Source organism: Paenibacillus sp. J22R56, from assembly GCF_056269375.1.
The window spans coordinates 539,752-555,704 of sequence record NZ_JBWDNV010000001.1 but is presented as its reverse complement, the minus strand read 5'-3'; the positions used below and the strand labels follow the sequence as shown (position 1 = coordinate 555,704).

The 15,953-nt window shown below is 45.0% G+C and carries 20 protein-coding genes and 1 other annotated feature; of the genes, 11 read left to right on the top strand and 9 right to left on the bottom strand.

Annotated features, from left to right (window positions below; all coding sequences use genetic code 11):
• The first annotated feature begins 62 nt into the window (after positions 1-62).
• Complete coding sequence (locus tag AC0YNT_RS02395) at positions 63-719, top strand: hypothetical protein (protein WP_475803155.1); 657 nt, start codon at positions 63-65, stop codon at positions 717-719.
• Positions 720-802: 83 nt separating this feature from the next.
• Here the strand turns inward: AC0YNT_RS02395 and AC0YNT_RS02390 are convergent, their stop codons facing one another.
• Complete coding sequence (locus AC0YNT_RS02390; RefSeq protein WP_167280533.1) at positions 803-1,030, bottom strand: 3-dehydroquinate dehydratase; 228 nt, start codon at positions 1,028-1,030, stop codon at positions 803-805.
• 367 nt (positions 1,031-1,397) lie between these two features.
• Between AC0YNT_RS02390 and AC0YNT_RS02385 the strand changes: the two genes are divergently transcribed.
• The 4 genes from AC0YNT_RS02385 to AC0YNT_RS02370 all read left to right on the top strand — a co-directional run bounded on the left by AC0YNT_RS02385 (position 1,398) and on the right by AC0YNT_RS02370 (position 5,169).
• The gene (locus AC0YNT_RS02385) at positions 1,398-2,165 is read left to right on the top strand and encodes a sugar phosphate isomerase/epimerase family protein (RefSeq protein ID WP_475803154.1); all 768 of its coding nucleotides are present in this window, start codon (positions 1,398-1,400) and stop codon (positions 2,163-2,165) included.
• 39 nt (positions 2,166-2,204) lie between these two features.
• Positions 2,205-3,224, top strand: a complete 1,020-nt coding sequence (locus AC0YNT_RS02380) for a Gfo/Idh/MocA family protein (protein WP_475803153.1) — start codon at positions 2,205-2,207, stop codon at positions 3,222-3,224.
• Positions 3,225-3,602: 378 nt separating this feature from the next.
• Complete coding sequence (locus tag AC0YNT_RS02375) at positions 3,603-4,418, top strand: CAP domain-containing protein (RefSeq protein ID WP_475803152.1); 816 nt, start codon at positions 3,603-3,605, stop codon at positions 4,416-4,418.
• A gap of 115 nt (positions 4,419-4,533) precedes the next feature.
• Positions 4,534-5,169 carry a 3D domain-containing protein gene (locus AC0YNT_RS02370; protein ID WP_475803151.1) on the top strand — a complete coding sequence of 212 codons (636 nt, stop codon included), beginning with the start codon at positions 4,534-4,536 and terminating at the stop codon, positions 5,167-5,169.
• Positions 5,170-5,197: 28 nt separating this feature from the next.
• Here AC0YNT_RS02370 and AC0YNT_RS02365 read toward each other — a convergent pair whose 3' ends face one another.
• Entirely contained in the window at positions 5,198-6,007 is an 810-nt protein-coding gene (locus AC0YNT_RS02365; protein WP_475803150.1) for a polysaccharide deacetylase family protein, read from the bottom strand.
• Positions 6,008-6,342: 335 nt separating this feature from the next.
• Positions 6,343-7,608 (bottom strand): methyl-accepting chemotaxis protein, encoded by a 1,266-nt coding sequence (locus AC0YNT_RS02360; protein ID WP_475803149.1) that lies wholly within the window; start codon positions 7,606-7,608, stop codon positions 6,343-6,345.
• 242 nt (positions 7,609-7,850) lie between these two features.
• Between AC0YNT_RS02360 and AC0YNT_RS02355 the strand changes: the two genes are divergently transcribed.
• On the top strand, positions 7,851-8,258 hold the full coding sequence (locus tag AC0YNT_RS02355; protein WP_475803148.1) for an O-methyltransferase: 408 nt from the start codon (positions 7,851-7,853) through the stop codon (positions 8,256-8,258).
• Between the two features lie 48 nt (positions 8,259-8,306).
• Here AC0YNT_RS02355 and AC0YNT_RS02350 read toward each other — a convergent pair whose 3' ends face one another.
• A complete protein-coding gene (locus AC0YNT_RS02350; protein ID WP_475803147.1) occupies positions 8,307-8,735 on the bottom strand; it encodes a DUF1980 domain-containing protein in 429 nt (142 codons plus the stop codon).
• On the bottom strand, positions 8,732-9,757 hold the full coding sequence (locus AC0YNT_RS02345) for a permease (protein ID WP_475803146.1): 1,026 nt from the start codon (positions 9,755-9,757) through the stop codon (positions 8,732-8,734). Before AC0YNT_RS02345 ends, AC0YNT_RS02350 begins: the two co-directional genes overlap by 4 nt.
• 155 nt (positions 9,758-9,912) lie before the next feature.
• Positions 9,913-10,179: a binding site (T-box leader), on the top strand.
• A 69-nt stretch (positions 10,180-10,248) separates the two neighbouring features.
• Here AC0YNT_RS02345 and trpS point away from each other — a divergent pair.
• Positions 10,249-11,238, top strand: coding sequence for a tryptophan--tRNA ligase (trpS, locus tag AC0YNT_RS02340; RefSeq protein ID WP_475803145.1), 990 nt, complete (start codon positions 10,249-10,251; stop codon positions 11,236-11,238).
• A 42-nt stretch (positions 11,239-11,280) separates the two neighbouring features.
• Here trpS and AC0YNT_RS02335 read toward each other — a convergent pair whose 3' ends face one another.
• Positions 11,281-11,463, bottom strand: a complete 183-nt coding sequence (locus AC0YNT_RS02335; protein WP_475803144.1) for a DUF5325 family protein — start codon at positions 11,461-11,463, stop codon at positions 11,281-11,283.
• 130 nt (positions 11,464-11,593) lie between these two features.
• Here AC0YNT_RS02335 and AC0YNT_RS02330 point away from each other — a divergent pair, with 130 nt between their 5' ends.
• Positions 11,594-11,821 (top strand): alpha/beta-type small acid-soluble spore protein, encoded by a 228-nt coding sequence (locus AC0YNT_RS02330; protein WP_441890839.1) that lies wholly within the window; start codon positions 11,594-11,596, stop codon positions 11,819-11,821.
• A gap of 138 nt (positions 11,822-11,959) precedes the next feature.
• Here the strand turns inward: AC0YNT_RS02330 and AC0YNT_RS02325 are convergent, their stop codons facing one another.
• Positions 11,960-12,946, bottom strand: a complete 987-nt coding sequence (locus AC0YNT_RS02325) for a metal-dependent hydrolase (RefSeq protein WP_475803143.1) — start codon at positions 12,944-12,946, stop codon at positions 11,960-11,962.
• A 157-nt stretch (positions 12,947-13,103) separates the two neighbouring features.
• On the opposite strand from AC0YNT_RS02325, the gene AC0YNT_RS02320 reads away from it, so the two are divergent.
• Positions 13,104-13,373 carry a hypothetical protein gene (locus AC0YNT_RS02320; RefSeq protein ID WP_475803142.1) on the top strand — a complete coding sequence of 90 codons (270 nt, stop codon included), beginning with the start codon at positions 13,104-13,106 and terminating at the stop codon, positions 13,371-13,373.
• Here AC0YNT_RS02320 and gerQ read toward each other — a convergent pair.
• Together gerQ and AC0YNT_RS02310 are read right to left on the bottom strand one after the other, a co-directional pair.
• Complete coding sequence (gerQ, locus tag AC0YNT_RS02315) at positions 13,364-13,912, bottom strand: spore coat protein GerQ (protein WP_475803141.1); 549 nt, start codon at positions 13,910-13,912, stop codon at positions 13,364-13,366. The two genes, AC0YNT_RS02320 and gerQ, sit on opposite strands and share 10 nt — an antisense overlap.
• A gap of 42 nt (positions 13,913-13,954) precedes the next feature.
• Positions 13,955-14,137, bottom strand: coding sequence for a hypothetical protein (locus AC0YNT_RS02310; protein WP_475803140.1), 183 nt, complete (start codon positions 14,135-14,137; stop codon positions 13,955-13,957).
• Positions 14,138-14,361: 224 nt separating this feature from the next.
• Here AC0YNT_RS02310 and cyoE point away from each other — a divergent pair, with 224 nt between their 5' ends.
• Together cyoE and AC0YNT_RS02300 are read left to right on the top strand one after the other, a co-directional pair.
• On the top strand, positions 14,362-15,237 hold the full coding sequence (cyoE, locus tag AC0YNT_RS02305) for a heme o synthase (RefSeq protein WP_475803413.1): 876 nt from the start codon (positions 14,362-14,364) through the stop codon (positions 15,235-15,237).
• A gap of 95 nt (positions 15,238-15,332) precedes the next feature.
• Complete coding sequence (locus AC0YNT_RS02300; protein WP_475803139.1) at positions 15,333-15,953, top strand: SCO family protein; 621 nt, start codon at positions 15,333-15,335, stop codon at positions 15,951-15,953.

Sequence of the window (15,953 nt, the reverse complement as noted above, 5' to 3'; positions counted from 1 at the left end):
ATTTCACGTTCATATTGTTCTGCTACAATGCAATCAAAATGGGACAGAGAGGAACACGTGAGATGAACAAATGGAAAATCACATTAAGTGGTGTCGTAATCGCGGTAGCCTTGACAGGCTGCGGCTCCAAATCGGAAGATACAACGACAAATACGACGGCTAGTGGTCAAGCTGTACAGCAAGACCAGCAGCAAGGTTCTCAACAAGGTCAAGGGCAAGGCAGAGCAATGATGGGAACCATCGGGAAGATCAAAGCGATAAACGGACAGACGATTACGATTTATAAATCTTCTTTCGAGCGTCCTGAGGGAGGCGGAATGGGCGGTAATGGTGCACCTCCGCAAGGTGATGCACCAGCTGGTGATGCCGGAGCAGCCCCGCAAGATGGTAATGGACAAGCGCCTTCTGGCGATCGTCAGCGGAACATGGAGAATATGTTCTCGGATGAAACGATGGATATTACAGTAACTGACTCAACGAAGATCGTATCGGCAACCTTTGCAGACGGTAAAATGACCGAAACCGATAAGACACTTGCGGACTTAAAGGCAGATGACATTATTACTGTGCAGTTGAAAGATGATACGCAGGAAGCTGAATCCATCCGGATTGGCGGCTTTGGTGGAGGATTTGGCGGCGGCGGCCGTGGTCAGTTCCAAAATGGCGGAGCTCAAGATGGCCAGCAGCCAGCAGACGAGCAGCAAACGACTACAAAATAACAAAAAGGAAGAAGCAGGTGGGCTGCTTCTTCCTTTTTTATCGTTAAGCTATGTTATCTTTCGTTGTTCTTAATTCGTTGTTTTTAATACAAGGAGATCGTAAGACTGTCTTTCTCATATAACGAATGGAGCGTCGCTTCACTGCCGACAATCTCTACGCTAATTAAAGATTTGATGCAATTTTTCAAGGCATTTTTGCCTGTTGTAAGTTTGCGGTTCAGCACATCGGATAACTTCTCGATTGCTTTTTTATTTGTATCGGTTAAGTAAACGGGAATTGTACGATTATTAAATAAAATCATTGTTTTCATATAGAGAATGCCTCCATTCCATTAATAGGCTTTGATATCATTTATACGAATCAAACAAGCAGAAAGTTTCGTCTGAATAATATTTAGCTTACTGTTTGATCCTATTCTAATGGATAAAGATTAAGATAATCTTAAAATTTGGTTATGATTTCTTTACAATTAAGCGGAAAATGACTCCAAAATCTGTCATCCGGACTAGCGAAGGAATCAGATTCACTCAAAAGAATGACAAAATCGCATAAGAAAAGAGTAATAAGACAACTGTTTTTCTATGTCCCATTACCCGTATAATGATAATCGTAAGACTACAATAAACAGACAGTTATAATGAATTACATGATTATATGATAAAAGGAGTGCTTAACGAATGACACGTCCGGGAATCGGTTTACAATTGTATACGCTTCGTGAAGAAACCGCTCAAGACTTCGAAGGTACATTGCGTCAAGTTGCAGCTATGGGCTATGAAGGTGTTGAATTTGCTGGCTACGGAGATATTCCTGCCGATAAAATGAAAGCGCTGCTAGATGAGCTTAACCTGATTGCAATCGGCAACCATGTACCTCTTGTAAATCTGGAAACAAAGATTGAAGAGGAAATTGCTTATCTGAAAACAATCGGAGCAAAGTACGCTATTTGCCCTTGGCTTCCTGTTGAAGTGCGTGATGCTGAAGCATGGAAGAAGCATCTTGTAAGCTTCGCGGAATTCGGTAAGCGATTCCAAGAAGAAGGCATTATTTTCTGCTATCATAACCATGAGTTTGAATTTGAAGTTGAGATTGATGGACAAATTGTATTCGATAAGCTCTATGAGACAATTAGTGCAGACCTTCTGCAAGTTGAGATGGATCTTGGCTGGGTACAATATGCGGGCCGCGACACGCTTGAATACATTGCGAAATACGCTGGCAGACTGCCGCTTGTTCACTTGAAAGACTTCGTTAAAAATGCAGAAAAAGCGGAAATCGATACGGTTGAGCTTGGCAACGGAGATTTGGATCTTCTGCCACTCATTAAACAATCGGAGCAATCTGATGTGAAATGGCTTATCGTCGAACAAGACCGTTGTGCGAATCCGCCACTTCAATCCGTTGAATCAAGCATCGACTGGCTGAAAGCAAACTATCTGAACTAATAATTGTTTTTTCAAACATAGAAGAGGCAGGGGAAAATAATGAGTAAAGTAAGAGTTGCAGTAATCGGTTGTGGTTCCATCTCCAAACATCGTCACATTCCTGAGTATGCAGACAATAACAATGTAGAGCTTGTTGCCTTCGTTGATCCAGTGATCGAGCGTGCTGAAGAGTATGCAGCGAAACACGGCGGCAAAGCTTTTGCTGATTACGAAACTATGCTGGCTGAGATTAAACCGGACGCAGTAAGCGTATGTACGCCTAACTATCTGCATGCTCCAATGTCTATTGCAGCAGCGAACGCTGGCGCGCATGTTCTGGTTGAGAAGCCAATGGCAGTTACAGACGAAGAAGCGGCAGCAATGAACGAAGCTGCAGCGAAAAACGGTGTGAAGCTGATGGTTGGACATAACCAACGTCTGATGCCTCCACACGTGAAGGCAAAACAAATCCTTGATTCCGGTGTGCTTGGCAAAGTATTGACGTTCCGTACATCGTTTGGCCACCCAGGTCCAGACGGCTGGAGCATCGACGGTGCAGGCAGCTGGTTCTTCCGCAAGCAAGAAGCAATCATGGGCGCTATGGGCGATCTTGGCGTACACAAATCCGACCTTATCCGTTACCTGTTGAATGATGAAGTATCTGAAGTAGCAGCATTTATCGCAACAATTGACAAACCAGGCGACGTAGACGACAACGCAAACGTTATTGTTCGTATGCAAAGCGGCGCAATCGGATCCCTTGTTGCAAGCTGGACTTACTACAAAGGTGAAGACAACAGCACAGTTCTGTGGTGTGAAAAAGGCGTTATGAAAATCGGAACTCATCCAGAAGATCAAGTTATTGTTGAGCTTCGTAATGGTTCCATTGATAAGCATAAAGTGGGCGAAATCTCCACAAACACGAAACAATTGTCGAGCGGCATTGTTGATGCGTTCATCGATTCGATCGTTAATGACACCGTACCTGCTATTTCGGGTGAAGAAGGCCGTAAATCGTTGAAAGTTATTCTTAGCGCATTTGAATCGCAAGCAACTGGCCAGTTCATCAAAGTGAACTAATCACTTTATTAGAAGAAACTCCTCAGAGCATCGCCTTATCAGGTGATTGCAAGAGGAGTTTCTTTTGTTTTTCTGCTGGTTGAAAACGCTTTCTAAAAGGATTCTAATGTTTCTGCGGACATTGAGTTGAAATATTCAGACATTTTATCGAAACGTTCAATGCCCGCCTGATGTTGCGCTGTTATTGAAAAGTGAGCACTTTCTCATAAACATGCTCAACCCCCTGTTTTTACAGTGAAAACGCACTTCTTGCCAGTTTTTGTGCCATGAAACAGGGTTAAAAGGCATGTTACGATAAGTGGCGTCGGAGGGCAAGTGCTTAACTAGCCAAGCCAAATAAGCAATTATTCTAATATACAATCCTAGGAGGATGATTTCATGAAGATGCAAACATTACGAGTGGGTGTCGCAAGCATAGCAGCAGCAGCGTTGATCAGTGTAGTAGGTGTAACGGCTCCAACTGTAGGTGCAGCACCAGCTGTGAAGACTTACTCCAACTTGAATAACGTTTCGATGGATCAAATCAACGAAATTGCAAAGCAATACGGTATTGATTTGAGCAAAATTACTTTCGGCGGCATTACAATTCAATTGCCTACACAAGTAACTAAGCCAACAACACCTAGCACTGGCACTGGCAACACAACGAAGCCTACAACGCCAACTAAACCAACAACACCAACTAAACCATCAACACCAAGCACAGGTACTGGCAACACAACAAAGCCAACTACACCAAGCACAGGTACTGGTAACACAACAAAGCCAACAACACCTAGCACAGGTACTGGTAATACAGGCAACACAGGCAGCGGTACAGTATCCCAAAGCGAGTTTGCAGCACAAGTTGTTACTCTGGTTAACCAAGAGCGTGCGAAACAAGGCCTTAAAGCTTTGACATCTGATGCACTCTTGACTAAAGTTGCAACTGCAAAAGCAAAAGACATGTACGATAACAACTACTTCGATCATAACTCTCCAACTTACGGTTCGCCATTTGACATGATGAAATCGTTTGGAGTGACTTATAGCTACGCTGGTGAGAACATTGCCATGGGTCAAAAATCGCCAACAGAAGTAATGACAGCTTGGATGAACAGTGCTGGTCACCGTGCTAACATTCTTAGCGGTAACTACACAAAAATCGGCGTTGCTTATGTGAACGGCGAGTGGGTTCAAGAATTCACAGGCTAATTCATAACCAATAAATAAATGATTTCGGAAACACGCAGCGTCAGGCGTATCCGCCTGACGCTTTCTTTTTAACAAAGGTACTTAGAATACGCAGAAAACCAGGGGGACAACACATATGAAGAAAGCTTCGATGCTTACTACGGCAGTACTAGGCTTATCTCTTATAATTGCCACAGGATCGGTTCATGCGGCCAGTAAAACACATACGGCTGTTGAGGGCGATACATTTTGGAAGCTCTCGCAGAAATATCATGTTTCGGTTGATAAGCTTATGCAAGCGAATTCAAAGGTTAGTGCTTCGAACGTCTATGCTGGACTTAAGATCGTGATTCCAACTACAGCAACTGCAACAGTTAAAGCAGCTGCTGCGACGAAGGCGAAAACGATTAGCGCGCAAAGCGTGATGGATAAAGCAGGAACGATTCATACCTTCAGCAAGCAATTGACTGTAAAGGCAACGGCATACAGCGGTGCTGCTTCAGAGAATGGCGGATGGGCAGGTCTGGATTACTTCGGCAATAAGCTTAAAGTAGGTACAGTTGCCGTTGATCCTAAAGTGATCCCGCTTGGTACAAAGCTATATGTTACAGGCTATACCTACAACGGTCTGCCTACAGATGGTATGGTTGCTACAGCATCTGATGTTGGCAGTGCAATCAAAGGTAATCATATTGATATTTACGTGCCAGGTTCTTCCTCGCAAGCGAGTAAGTTTGGTATTCAAAATGTAAAAGTATATGTCTTGAAATAAGAGTAACCGGAGGCGAATGGGCTTCCGGTTATTTTATTTTAGCAGCAGATTGGTTTAACAGCTCGGGGAGCGTTACAAACTGGTAACCTTTCTGTCTTAGCTGTGAGATTAGAACCGGCAGAGCCTGTATCGTACCGGAGAGATCCTGGCCATAACCACCACCTGCATGCTGTAATACAATGGAGCCAGGCTGTAATGTCTTCTTAATGTTGCGAAGAATTGAAGTACTGGAAGGGTTGTTCCGCCAATCCACCGAATCAACATCCCAATTCACGATGGTATAGCCGCTCTTTTTTGACCAGGCTACCTGTGCTGGCAGCATTTCGCCATAAGGCGGCCGCACGAATCGGGGGTGATACCCAATGATGCGGCTGACGATAGCATCTGTTTTCCAAATTTGACTGTGAAAATCACGATCCTTGAGCTGGGACATGACGGCATGATTATAAGAATGATTGCCGATAGTATGCCCTTCACGGTGAATACGCTGGACAAGAGCAGGATGCTTGGCTGCGCGGTTGCCAACAACAAAGAATGTTGCGCATACATCGTAGCTGGCAAGTACATCTAAAATTTGTGGCGTGAACCGTGGATCCGGTGCGTCATCGAAGGTTAAAGCCACACGTTTGCTGTTTCTTGGTCCATTGACGATAAAGGCATCCGGGAATTGCTTATGCATCTTTACCCAGGACATATCCGCCGAACGTTTTTTCTTCGGCTGTGATGGGGAAGATGCGCTCGTTTGATCCACTGATGCAAGCAGCAATATAATTGTCAGTACAAAAACAACCCATCTTCTGCTTCTGCCGAGCAGGCCCGAGTTCGGCATTCGCGCCATTATTTCTTGCCCCCATTCTTATGTAGTCTGTGGGGCTATTTTTCCCGAACGACAAGGGATCATTCGTTGGCTCCTATTAAGATTTATTTGGGTTAGAGCTGCAACCTGCACAATTGAATGTTCTTCCGATCGCCATTGCTCGGGGATTCCTTGAATTAAAGTAGTAAGGTTGGATTTCCCAGAGCAAAAGCGATCTCCAGAATCATTCGAATTGTTCCGGTTACCGTTAACCCTTATTAAATTCTTAAAATGGAAAGCAACAATTGATAAAAAAACAAAAGCGGTCGTATGGGTTTAAAATCCACACGACCGCTTTTGCTATTATTAAGCAATGATTATTTCATTTTGAATACTTGAATCGTTCGTTGAAGCTGAGTTGCCATATTTAGCATCCGTTCTGTCTCTTGGACAACGGCTTGAACGGAAGAAATCTGCTCGTTCATCGATGCAGATACTTGCTGCGTACCAGCAGCAGATTCCTCGGTAATCGCGGAGATGTTTTGGATGGCGTCGGAAATTTTACGCGCGCTGTCCAGCATCTGATCACTCTCGCTTGCGAAAGCCGCGATTTGGCGCGTAATGAATTGGACGCTTTGCACAATTTCAGAGAAGACCATCTCGGATTCGCGGATACGCTCCGTCTGAATCTTAACAACCTCTTCGTTAACCTTCATATGATTGATCGTTTGTTTGATGCCTTGATCAATACTCTTCACCAGACCAAATACTTCTTTCGTTGATGCAGTTGATTCTTCAGCAAGCTTACGAACCTCTTGTGCAACAACTGCGAAGCCCCGACCATGCTCGCCGGCACGGGCTGCCTCAATGGAAGCATTAAGCGACAACAGGTTAGTCTGCTCAGCAATATCAGAGATTGCTGTCGTCATCGCTGTAATGCCTTGTGCCTTACGGGCGAGGTCCGTAATCGTCTCGGAAACCTTCTCAGTTGCCTCCACGTTGCGGCGCATCCCTTCGGACTGCGCTTCGAGTGCTTCACGGCCTTTATCGACAAGGCTTAAAGTGAATTCCGAGCGTTCATTCATTTCTTTCGTAGCGCTCGCATAGTTCGCGACCTTCTTCTCGATCTCGGCGATGGATTCGCTCATGTCAGCGACATCCTCGGAAATTTCATTAGCCCCAGTAGCAAGTTCGTTGGAAGAGGCAGCAACCTGCTCCATAGCTACTTGGATGTGATTGTTTTTATCAAAAATATTTCGGCTTGTTTCCGATACATGCCTCGTAATATTAGATGTTTCCGTAAGAATATCGCGAAGCTTGTCCACCATGCTGTTGAAGGCATGTCCAACTTCGCCAAGAGATGCATTTGAAGCGCTGTCAATTCTTTGTGTGAAATCACCTTTCGAAATTCGAAATGCCGCATTCGACATTTCTTCAAACGATGAGCTGAGTGCTCTCTGGATAAAACCAACTGTTGGATAAGCAACGATTGCCAATACCACCGTTACAATAATGCCTGCAAGGAAGGAGCCGCCGCTTAACAGAATAACTAAATTTAGTGCAATTGCCACTAGCGCCAAATTAAAATAAATGGAAGTCAACAGCTTACCTCTAATCGATAATGAATAGTACCATTGGCTCATTATGTAAGCGCTCCTTTTGATAGAATAACCATATTATAGCATCAGCAGTGAAATTGGTCTATAAATGTCGAATAAGATCGAGAGAACATTTGATAAAGAAAAATATGTAATTGTGTGATAATTTCGAAAAAACATAAATTACTATATTGTCAATTAATAGAAAAGATTTTATAATCAGACCTAAGAACTAGTTATAAACATCTAGTTTCCATATTTTAAGGGTAGAAAGGAGGAGAAATAATATGAATTTAGATGCTATGCCATTGGCACGGCAAGTTGATTTTGTTTTTCGTCAATTAGAAGAAGAGCTTACCCATGCCGTTGGAGGGACGGTACACATTCTTATTAGGAATAATGTAGTAGGCAAATTTGCACTTCGGCATAATCCAATTGAAAGTAAAAATGGTAAATTGGAGCAAGAGGATGAGGGAGGAATGACCCCGACTCAAGTTCAAGATTTTCGCAAACTTGCGATTGATGCTTTGAGATTGCGGAAAAATTGGACTCATGGTGAGATCGTGTACGATTTCGCTGTCCGGCAAAACACGGGCACCTGGTCGGCTAGCATCTGCTATGAATCCAATTACAATACATCGAATTGGAGCTATCGATACCAACAACCGAAGCAAAATAGAGGTTTTGATTTCTAATTTCACATTAAAGGCCGTGTGGGAAATAACCGCACGGCCTCTTATTGTTCATTTTTCGGCCTTAGGTATCTGACCCGAATGCAGATGTGGTATTCTGCTGCTGTTAACCTCATGGTCATGCGCCGCTGCCGGAAGCAGAAAACCAAGCAGAAGCGGAAGCAGGAATAGTCCATAGACAAGGATGCTTTTTAAGGGAGACATCGAATGGTCATGGTCATGATCGTGATCATGGTGATGATGATCATGATGATGAGAATGATCATGGCTGCATTCTGTACAATCGTCAGAATGAGCTTTTAAGCGCAGAGCGAGAAAGGCTTGATGAACGGCAGCCGCATTAAGCACAATTGCGGACAACTTGACGTAAAGCTCCATACGGGGTGCGAGGTATATAGGCAATTGGCCTAGCCTGTCGAGATAGATAATAAGGAAAGCAAAGGCGGAAAGAAAGCCTGCCCGTATCCAATTATGGTTCACCTAATCACCTCCAGCAGCCATACGCTGATCAGGACAAGAGTAAAGGTCATTGCGGCAATGGACAGGACGATTTTTGTCCGGAACGCGGACAGCATCATCAGCAGATTTTTTAAATCAATCATGGGCCCAAATACGAGGAATGCAAGCAGTGGACCATGATCAAACATGCCGCCAAACGATGCAGCGATAAAGGCGTCTGAGGTTGAGCAGATCGAGAGGAGGAAGGCCAGCCCCATCATGAAGAAATAAGACAGCACAGGCTGGTTGGCAACAGACTCAAATGCCTGTCGGTCAATAAAGGATTGAATAACAGCTGTTAGCAGAGCACCAAATATTAAATATTTGCCCATATCGAAAAATTCATCCGATGCATGGCCAAGTGTGGCGGACAGGCGTGAACCCCAGCTTGGTTTAACCGACTCATGTCTTTCTGGATGATCGTGATGATGATGATGGATATGTTCATGGTTTACTGCAGTTTCTTTCAGCGGATTGCCTTTCATAAATCGATGAAGCAGCAGACCGATGACAATGGCTACGATAAACGCAATGATAATCCGATCGTAAGCCATCTGTGGCTCTGCGCGGAAGGCAGCATAAGTGGATGTAAAGACGATAGGGTTAATAATAGGTCCAGCAAGCAAATATACAATTCCGATATAAGCAGGCATGCCTTTGCGGATTAATCGCCTTACAACGGGGATCATACCGCATTCGCATAACGGAAATACCAGACCAAGCAAAGCGCCAAATAGGATGCCTACGATATGATGTTTTGGAGTCAGCTTTTGAATCATCTCGTCGGTTACGAATACCTGAAGCAGGGCTGAGAAGATCACACCAAGCAGAATGAATGGAAAGGCTTCTAATATAAAGCTTAAAAATACGATCTTGAATTCCTGTGCGCCGCCTGATTCCAATAAAGCAAGCGACCAGGGTTGTCCGGCTAAAATAAGGCAGATCATGACTAGACAGCCGATGGCGAGCATCGGTGTCCCGAATCGGAATAACAAGTTCAGCATAGGCCAACCTCTCTTTATTACCATTAAAGATGACGATGATAAACAGCTTATGCGGATCATTTACCGGATAGGACAACTTTTTAAAGGATGAAGCAGGGGAATGGAATTGGAAGAGGCTTGACATGATGGTAGCGAATTGCGCTATAATCAGGATACGAAATGCGATGATGGGAACAAGTAAGCTCAGGTGTTAATGCGGACAGAGAGCTGGTGGAAGGTGCAAACCAGTGCAAGCCTGATTGCTGAATGGATCCTGGAGCGGAAAGCGGAAAGCAGCCAAGCTATTAAGGCGCTGCCAATGCTTCTCCGGCAGTTCCCCGTTACGGAACAATGAAGGCTTATTGGCTAAGACGCATTCCTTAGTGAATGGATGCGCAGACAATAAGTAAATTAGGGTGGCACCACGGTCCCTCGTCCCTTGCGGCGGGGGATTTTTTGCGTTCATATACGCAGGTTGATGATTATTCAGAATAGAAAAGGGGACGAAATCAATGAAAAAAGTACTTTCCGGCATTCAGCCGAGCGGTCAGCTTACGCTGGGCAATTATATCGGCGCAATGCAAAACTTTGTGAAGCTGCAGGAAACGGAAGAATGCTTCTTTATGGTCGTGGATCTGCATGCGATCACTGTGCCGCAGGATCCAGCTATGCTTCGCGAACAATCGGAGTCTGTAGCAGCACTCTTTATCGCTGCGGGTATTGACCCGGCGAAAGCTAATATTTTCGTACAATCCCATGTGCGTGCACATGCAGAGCTAGGCTGGATATTAACAACCCTTACAGGTATGGGTGAGCTCGAGCGTATGACGCAATTCAAAGATAAGTCTGCGGGCAAAGATTCAGTGGGCGCAGGTCTGTTCGTGTATCCATCGCTAATGGCGGCAGATATTCTTGTCTATAACGCGGACCTCGTACCTGTCGGCGATGACCAGAAGCAGCACTTGGAGCTGACTCGTGACCTTGCAAACCGCTTCAACTCGCGCTTTGGTGATTACTTCACAATTCCGGAGCCGTACATTCCTAAGATTGGCGCACGGATCATGTCACTTGATGATGCAAGCAAGAAGATGAGTAAGAGTAACCCGAATGTGGGAAGCTTTATCGCGCTTCTTGATGAGCCAGGTGTTATTCGTAAAAAAATCAGCCGTGCAACGACCGATTCCGGCCGCGAAGTGAAATATGATCCGGCAAACAAACCGGAGATCAGCAACTTGATCAGCATTTACTCGCATTGTGCTAATATTTCCATTGCCGAGGTTGAAGCGCGTTATGAAGGACAAGGGTATGGACCTTTCAAGAAGGATCTTGCTGAGCATGTTGTAAGTGTTCTTGAACCGTTGCAGCAAAAATATAAAGCGATTCGTGAATCGGGTCAAATCCATGAAATCTTGAAGCAAGGCGCAGCACGTGCATCGGAGCTGGCTGACCGCACGCTTGCGGATGTAAAAGAGAAAATGGGCTTCCTGGCACCTCGCGGATAAGAAATCGCGGATAATAAAAAACAAAGGCTGGCGCAATATGCGTCAGCCTTTGTTTTCGTTTTTGCGGCGTAATCTCGCTTTCACTACAAAGCCGCCTCCGATCATAAACAACGTGAGAATTCCAAATAAAACAGCCAGCCATGCGTTGAAAGACATTGAGATTGCAGTGGCACACATAAGCAGGACAGAGACTACAGCAAAGAACAAAGATAGTGATTTAGACAAGGTTTAACTCTCCTTCATAGATCCTTAATATTATTTTTTGAGGTTAGCATAATTTACGCCAACATGCTCATAATAAGTTTGCAAGCTTGCAAAACACATCACAGTGCTCAACTGAAGGGAGATTATCAGCATGGCTAGCAACAAATCGAGCAATCAATTGGTGGTTCCACAAGCACAAGCAGCTCTTAACCAACTCAAAATGGAAGCAGCACAAGAGCTTGGCGTACAAATCCCAGCAGACGGTTACTATGGTAACGTGTCCACTCGCGAAGCAGGTTCGCTTGGCGGATATATTACAAAGAAACTTGTCCAAATCGCTGAACAACAATTGTCCGGCGGCAACGGCAACTTCCGCTAATCGTTGTTAATACACAATGCTTCAGAGGAAGCCAAAGCTCAAGGGTTAACCCCCTTGAGCTTTTTTCGATGTTTTTAGACACCTACAAAAGAAAAGCCCCTTCTATTGTGCGGCAGGGGCTTTCTTCCGTCAAGTTTGCTAATACGTATTCATGCGCAGCCGCTTCATTAATCGATCGTCACTTAACCATCCAACATAAGAGCCAACCGTCTCATATTCCTTATTCATGAGAAGAACAGCGACGAACGGATATTGCTTGCGATGGCGGTATCTAACGTCAGACCAACGAACCTCATAACCCCAGTCATGCTCTTTGACTTCCGCACAAGCAAACTTCGTGAAATAGAGAAATGATCGGACTGCATTATCATTCCTGGATTTGGAAACCGCAGGATGGTCAGAGCAGCGAACATTGTCCAGCCATCTGAGCTTGCCACCTCGCAGATCACCAATCGTAAAGCTTCCATCTGCTGCACGCTTGACGATGTTCCAGTGGGAGAGCGAGATGGTGGGTATCGCTACATAGGCTTTTGTACCATCCTGCTGTGGATCAAGTGATGGCAGCTTACGAAGCGTGTTTCTGTGTGCGATTGTTCTCCATGTATAATAGAAGATGGTGAACAGATACAGTACCGGGAATACAGCAACGGGATTAGCTAACCCAAATGCCCAAATCAGAATGGCTGCGACATGGGTAGCGAATATAACCGGATCAAAGATATGGATAATATTCCATGATATCCACTTTTCCGTGAACGGGCGCATCGCTTGGGTGCCATAAGTATTAAATAAATCGGTAAAAACATGAATACAAACGGCGAGCAGTACCCAGGATCCGATATGAAGCCAAGGAAGGCTTCCGCGATAAAATAACTGCAGAAGACCGGTAATCACAATCGTCCATATGGCGATAGCCGGCAAGGAATGTGAGATGCCGCGATGATTCTTGATATAGATGGCATTTCCTTTCAATCTGAGGAACGTATCAAAGTCCGGGGCTTGTGAGCCGACAATGGTACCAATTAAGACAGCGGTGAAGATGGATGTGTTGTTAGCGACAACAGGATCGATGCAGGCCAGTCCGGCCAGTCCGATGCCCATGACAAGATGCGTGCCTGTGTCCACAGCTAGACCCTCCTAAAATATTGTAAGCAGATCATTTGGTTTCAATTATGATGTAGTATCAACGGAGAAGCTTCACTTTATCAGTGGCAAATGAAAGGGGTTAATGACAAGCATGTACATATGTTTTGCTGAGTATAAGATAACTGCGGAGAATAGGATGGATTATTTAGCCTATGCAGATACTTTAATGAAGGAATCGGGAAATAACGTCCATTTATATGAAGGAACAGATCAAATCAACTTATTTGTTGAGATCTGGTCAGCCAGCACGGAAGAGGAAGCTGAGGCCATAAAAAAAGAACGCTGCAATGAGCGTTCTCCTTGGTACCGCATTGCCGAATGGATTCCGGGCGGTGCGGACAAAATGCATGTATGGACATTCAAGCCAGTGGGGGATGGCAGAATGCCGGTTAGTCATTATCCTTGAGCCAGAGGCGTCGTATTTGTGATTGTGCCGCCTTGGAATGGATATTCATAATTGATTTCGCCATCGAAAGTTACATAATCCAAGTTCAATGACAGAAGCAGGTAACGCATGCCTGTGGAAGGATCGCTAATAATAATATGGTCGCGGCCGGCTGCTTCAATGATGCCACGGAATACTTTGGCGTTCCATTCACGGTTGTTCTCGTATGTCATGTAGAAAGTGGCTAGTTTACCGCGGTTGAGGCGTAAAATGTTCTCTACATAGGACTCTTCGATGACCGGAACGGCAACAATATTGCCACCTGACGGGGTGACGACTGAGCCATTAGGTACCATTGGAAGGGATTGAGCACCCATTGTTCCTGTCATTGGCATTTGCATTTGCATTGGCATCTGCATTGGCATGTTAGGATTTGTGCTGGCAGGAAGAACGGATGGGAATCCACCGTAACCTCCACCTGAAAACGGGCTGACTCCGCCACCATAACCTCCCGTGCTTGCCGGGCTTACACCGTTTTTGTAACCATAACCATAAGACATGCTGTTGATCCTCGCTTTCAATCTTTGGAATTTGTTAGCCTATCAGTATACTCTCGGACAATCATCTCTTCTTGGGATGGAGAAGCAGTGGGTTTTATAACGGCCGCTGTTCGATTGATGCCACCAAGTACGACCATCACCAAGCTCACGTTCGTTTTCTGCTTCGGCACGCATCAGTCTGGCAAGCATCTTCACCTGTTCATCGTTTACTTTGATGACTGCCATATGTTCGCCCCATCACTTCCCTTCATCATCTAAAGAGTTGGGCTCTTGACTACATACCTATAGTATTGAAAGGTGGGCAAAAGGGTTCCTGATTTATTGTCACAATTTGAGTGGCGAATTGATGAACAATGCCGCCCGACGTTGTCATAGCACCTATTTTTCTGTATGATTAAAAACGATTCATCAATGAAAATGTATAGGCGCGTGAAGGCGTGCCTTGTTGCATAACTCGGGAGGCTCGCTTCGTGTTGAAAGATTTAATTGCCTTAACCAAACCACGGCTGCTCCGGCTTAATGTATTTGCCGCGATAGGCGGTTTCTGGGTCGCTTCCAAATGGGATTTCGACTGGTTGAAGCTGCTATGGGTCGTCATCGGCTCAGCAATTACAATAGGTTCCGCTTGTGTGATTAATAATTATTGGGATCGTGAGCTTGATCAGAAGATGGAGCGGACGAAAGATCGCGCATTGCCAACAGGCCGTCTACAGCCTGGGTTTGTTCTGGGGTATGGTATTGTGCTTGGGATTGTTGGTCTTACGATATTGTTTGTCCTTGTTAATCCTGTTACCGGCTGGCTTGGATTCTTAGGCTGGTTTGTCTATATCTTTATTTATACAATTTGGCTGAAGCGTACGTCGACTTGGAGTACGTCAATCGGCGGTATTTCCGGGGCAATGCCTCCGGTACTTGGTTACTGCGCGGTTACGACCGAAGTGGATATGGGGGCATGGCTCCTGTTCGCCTTCTTGTTCTTATGGCAGCCGGCACATTTCTGGTCGCTTGCTATTCGCCGGGTAGAAGAGTACCGTACAGCTGGTTTCCCGTTGCTTCCAGTTGTGAAAGGGATTAAACGGACAAAGCTGCAAATGATTCCTTATGTCGTATTACTAATTCCAACTTGCGTGCTGCTGTACGCTTATGGGTATACAGGTATTGTATTCCTGATTCTTTCTGTAATCGCTGGGCTTGTTTGGACTGTGCATACGATTAAAGGAATTAAGGCGGAAAATACCGAGAAATGGGCGAAGGTTAACTTCCTTATTTCCGTTAACTATTTGATGGTCATCTTTATAGTCATGATGGCAAATACCGTGAAGTAATCCTCTTAAGATAATGCTTTCGAAGTAAGAATCATCGAAACTGGCCAAGACTGGCCAATTGTGCGGTAATTCTTTTAAGGGAAGGACGAGAACTTATGGCATTTCTCAAAAAACATAGCTTTAAACTCGCCGTGCTGGCGCTATGTTTGGCAATGGGCATTTATTTATTCATAACGAACTATTCAAGCGGCGGGACCAGCTCCATGCCGGTGCAGAAGGCTGCACCGGCCTTCGAGATGGCCGACATTGATGGCAATCAGGTATCACTTGCCTCAACAAACGGCAAAGCCCGACTTGTTTATTTCTATTATGCGAGCTGTCCGGATGTATGTCCTCCAACTACCTTCATGATCTCAGAGGTTGAGGATCAGCTTCAGAAGGAAGGGCTGCTTGGATCAAAGGTTGAACTCATCTCGATTACATTCGACCCGGTAACGGATACACCAGAAGTTATTAGAGATTTCGCTACTCGTAACTTTGCGAAGCTTGAAGGCGGCTGGGATTTCCTGCGCGGGGATGAAGAGGCAACCCTGAAGCTTGCGAGGGATTTTGGAGCAGATGTAATCAAGGATGAGAAGACTAATACCTATATACATATGAATGTTATTACGCTCGTTGATAAGAAAGGCCAAATACGCAAATGGATCAACGGCAGCGACGAATCTCTGACACCTGAAAGTATGGTAGCGGATTTGAAGCAGCTCGCGAAGGAATAA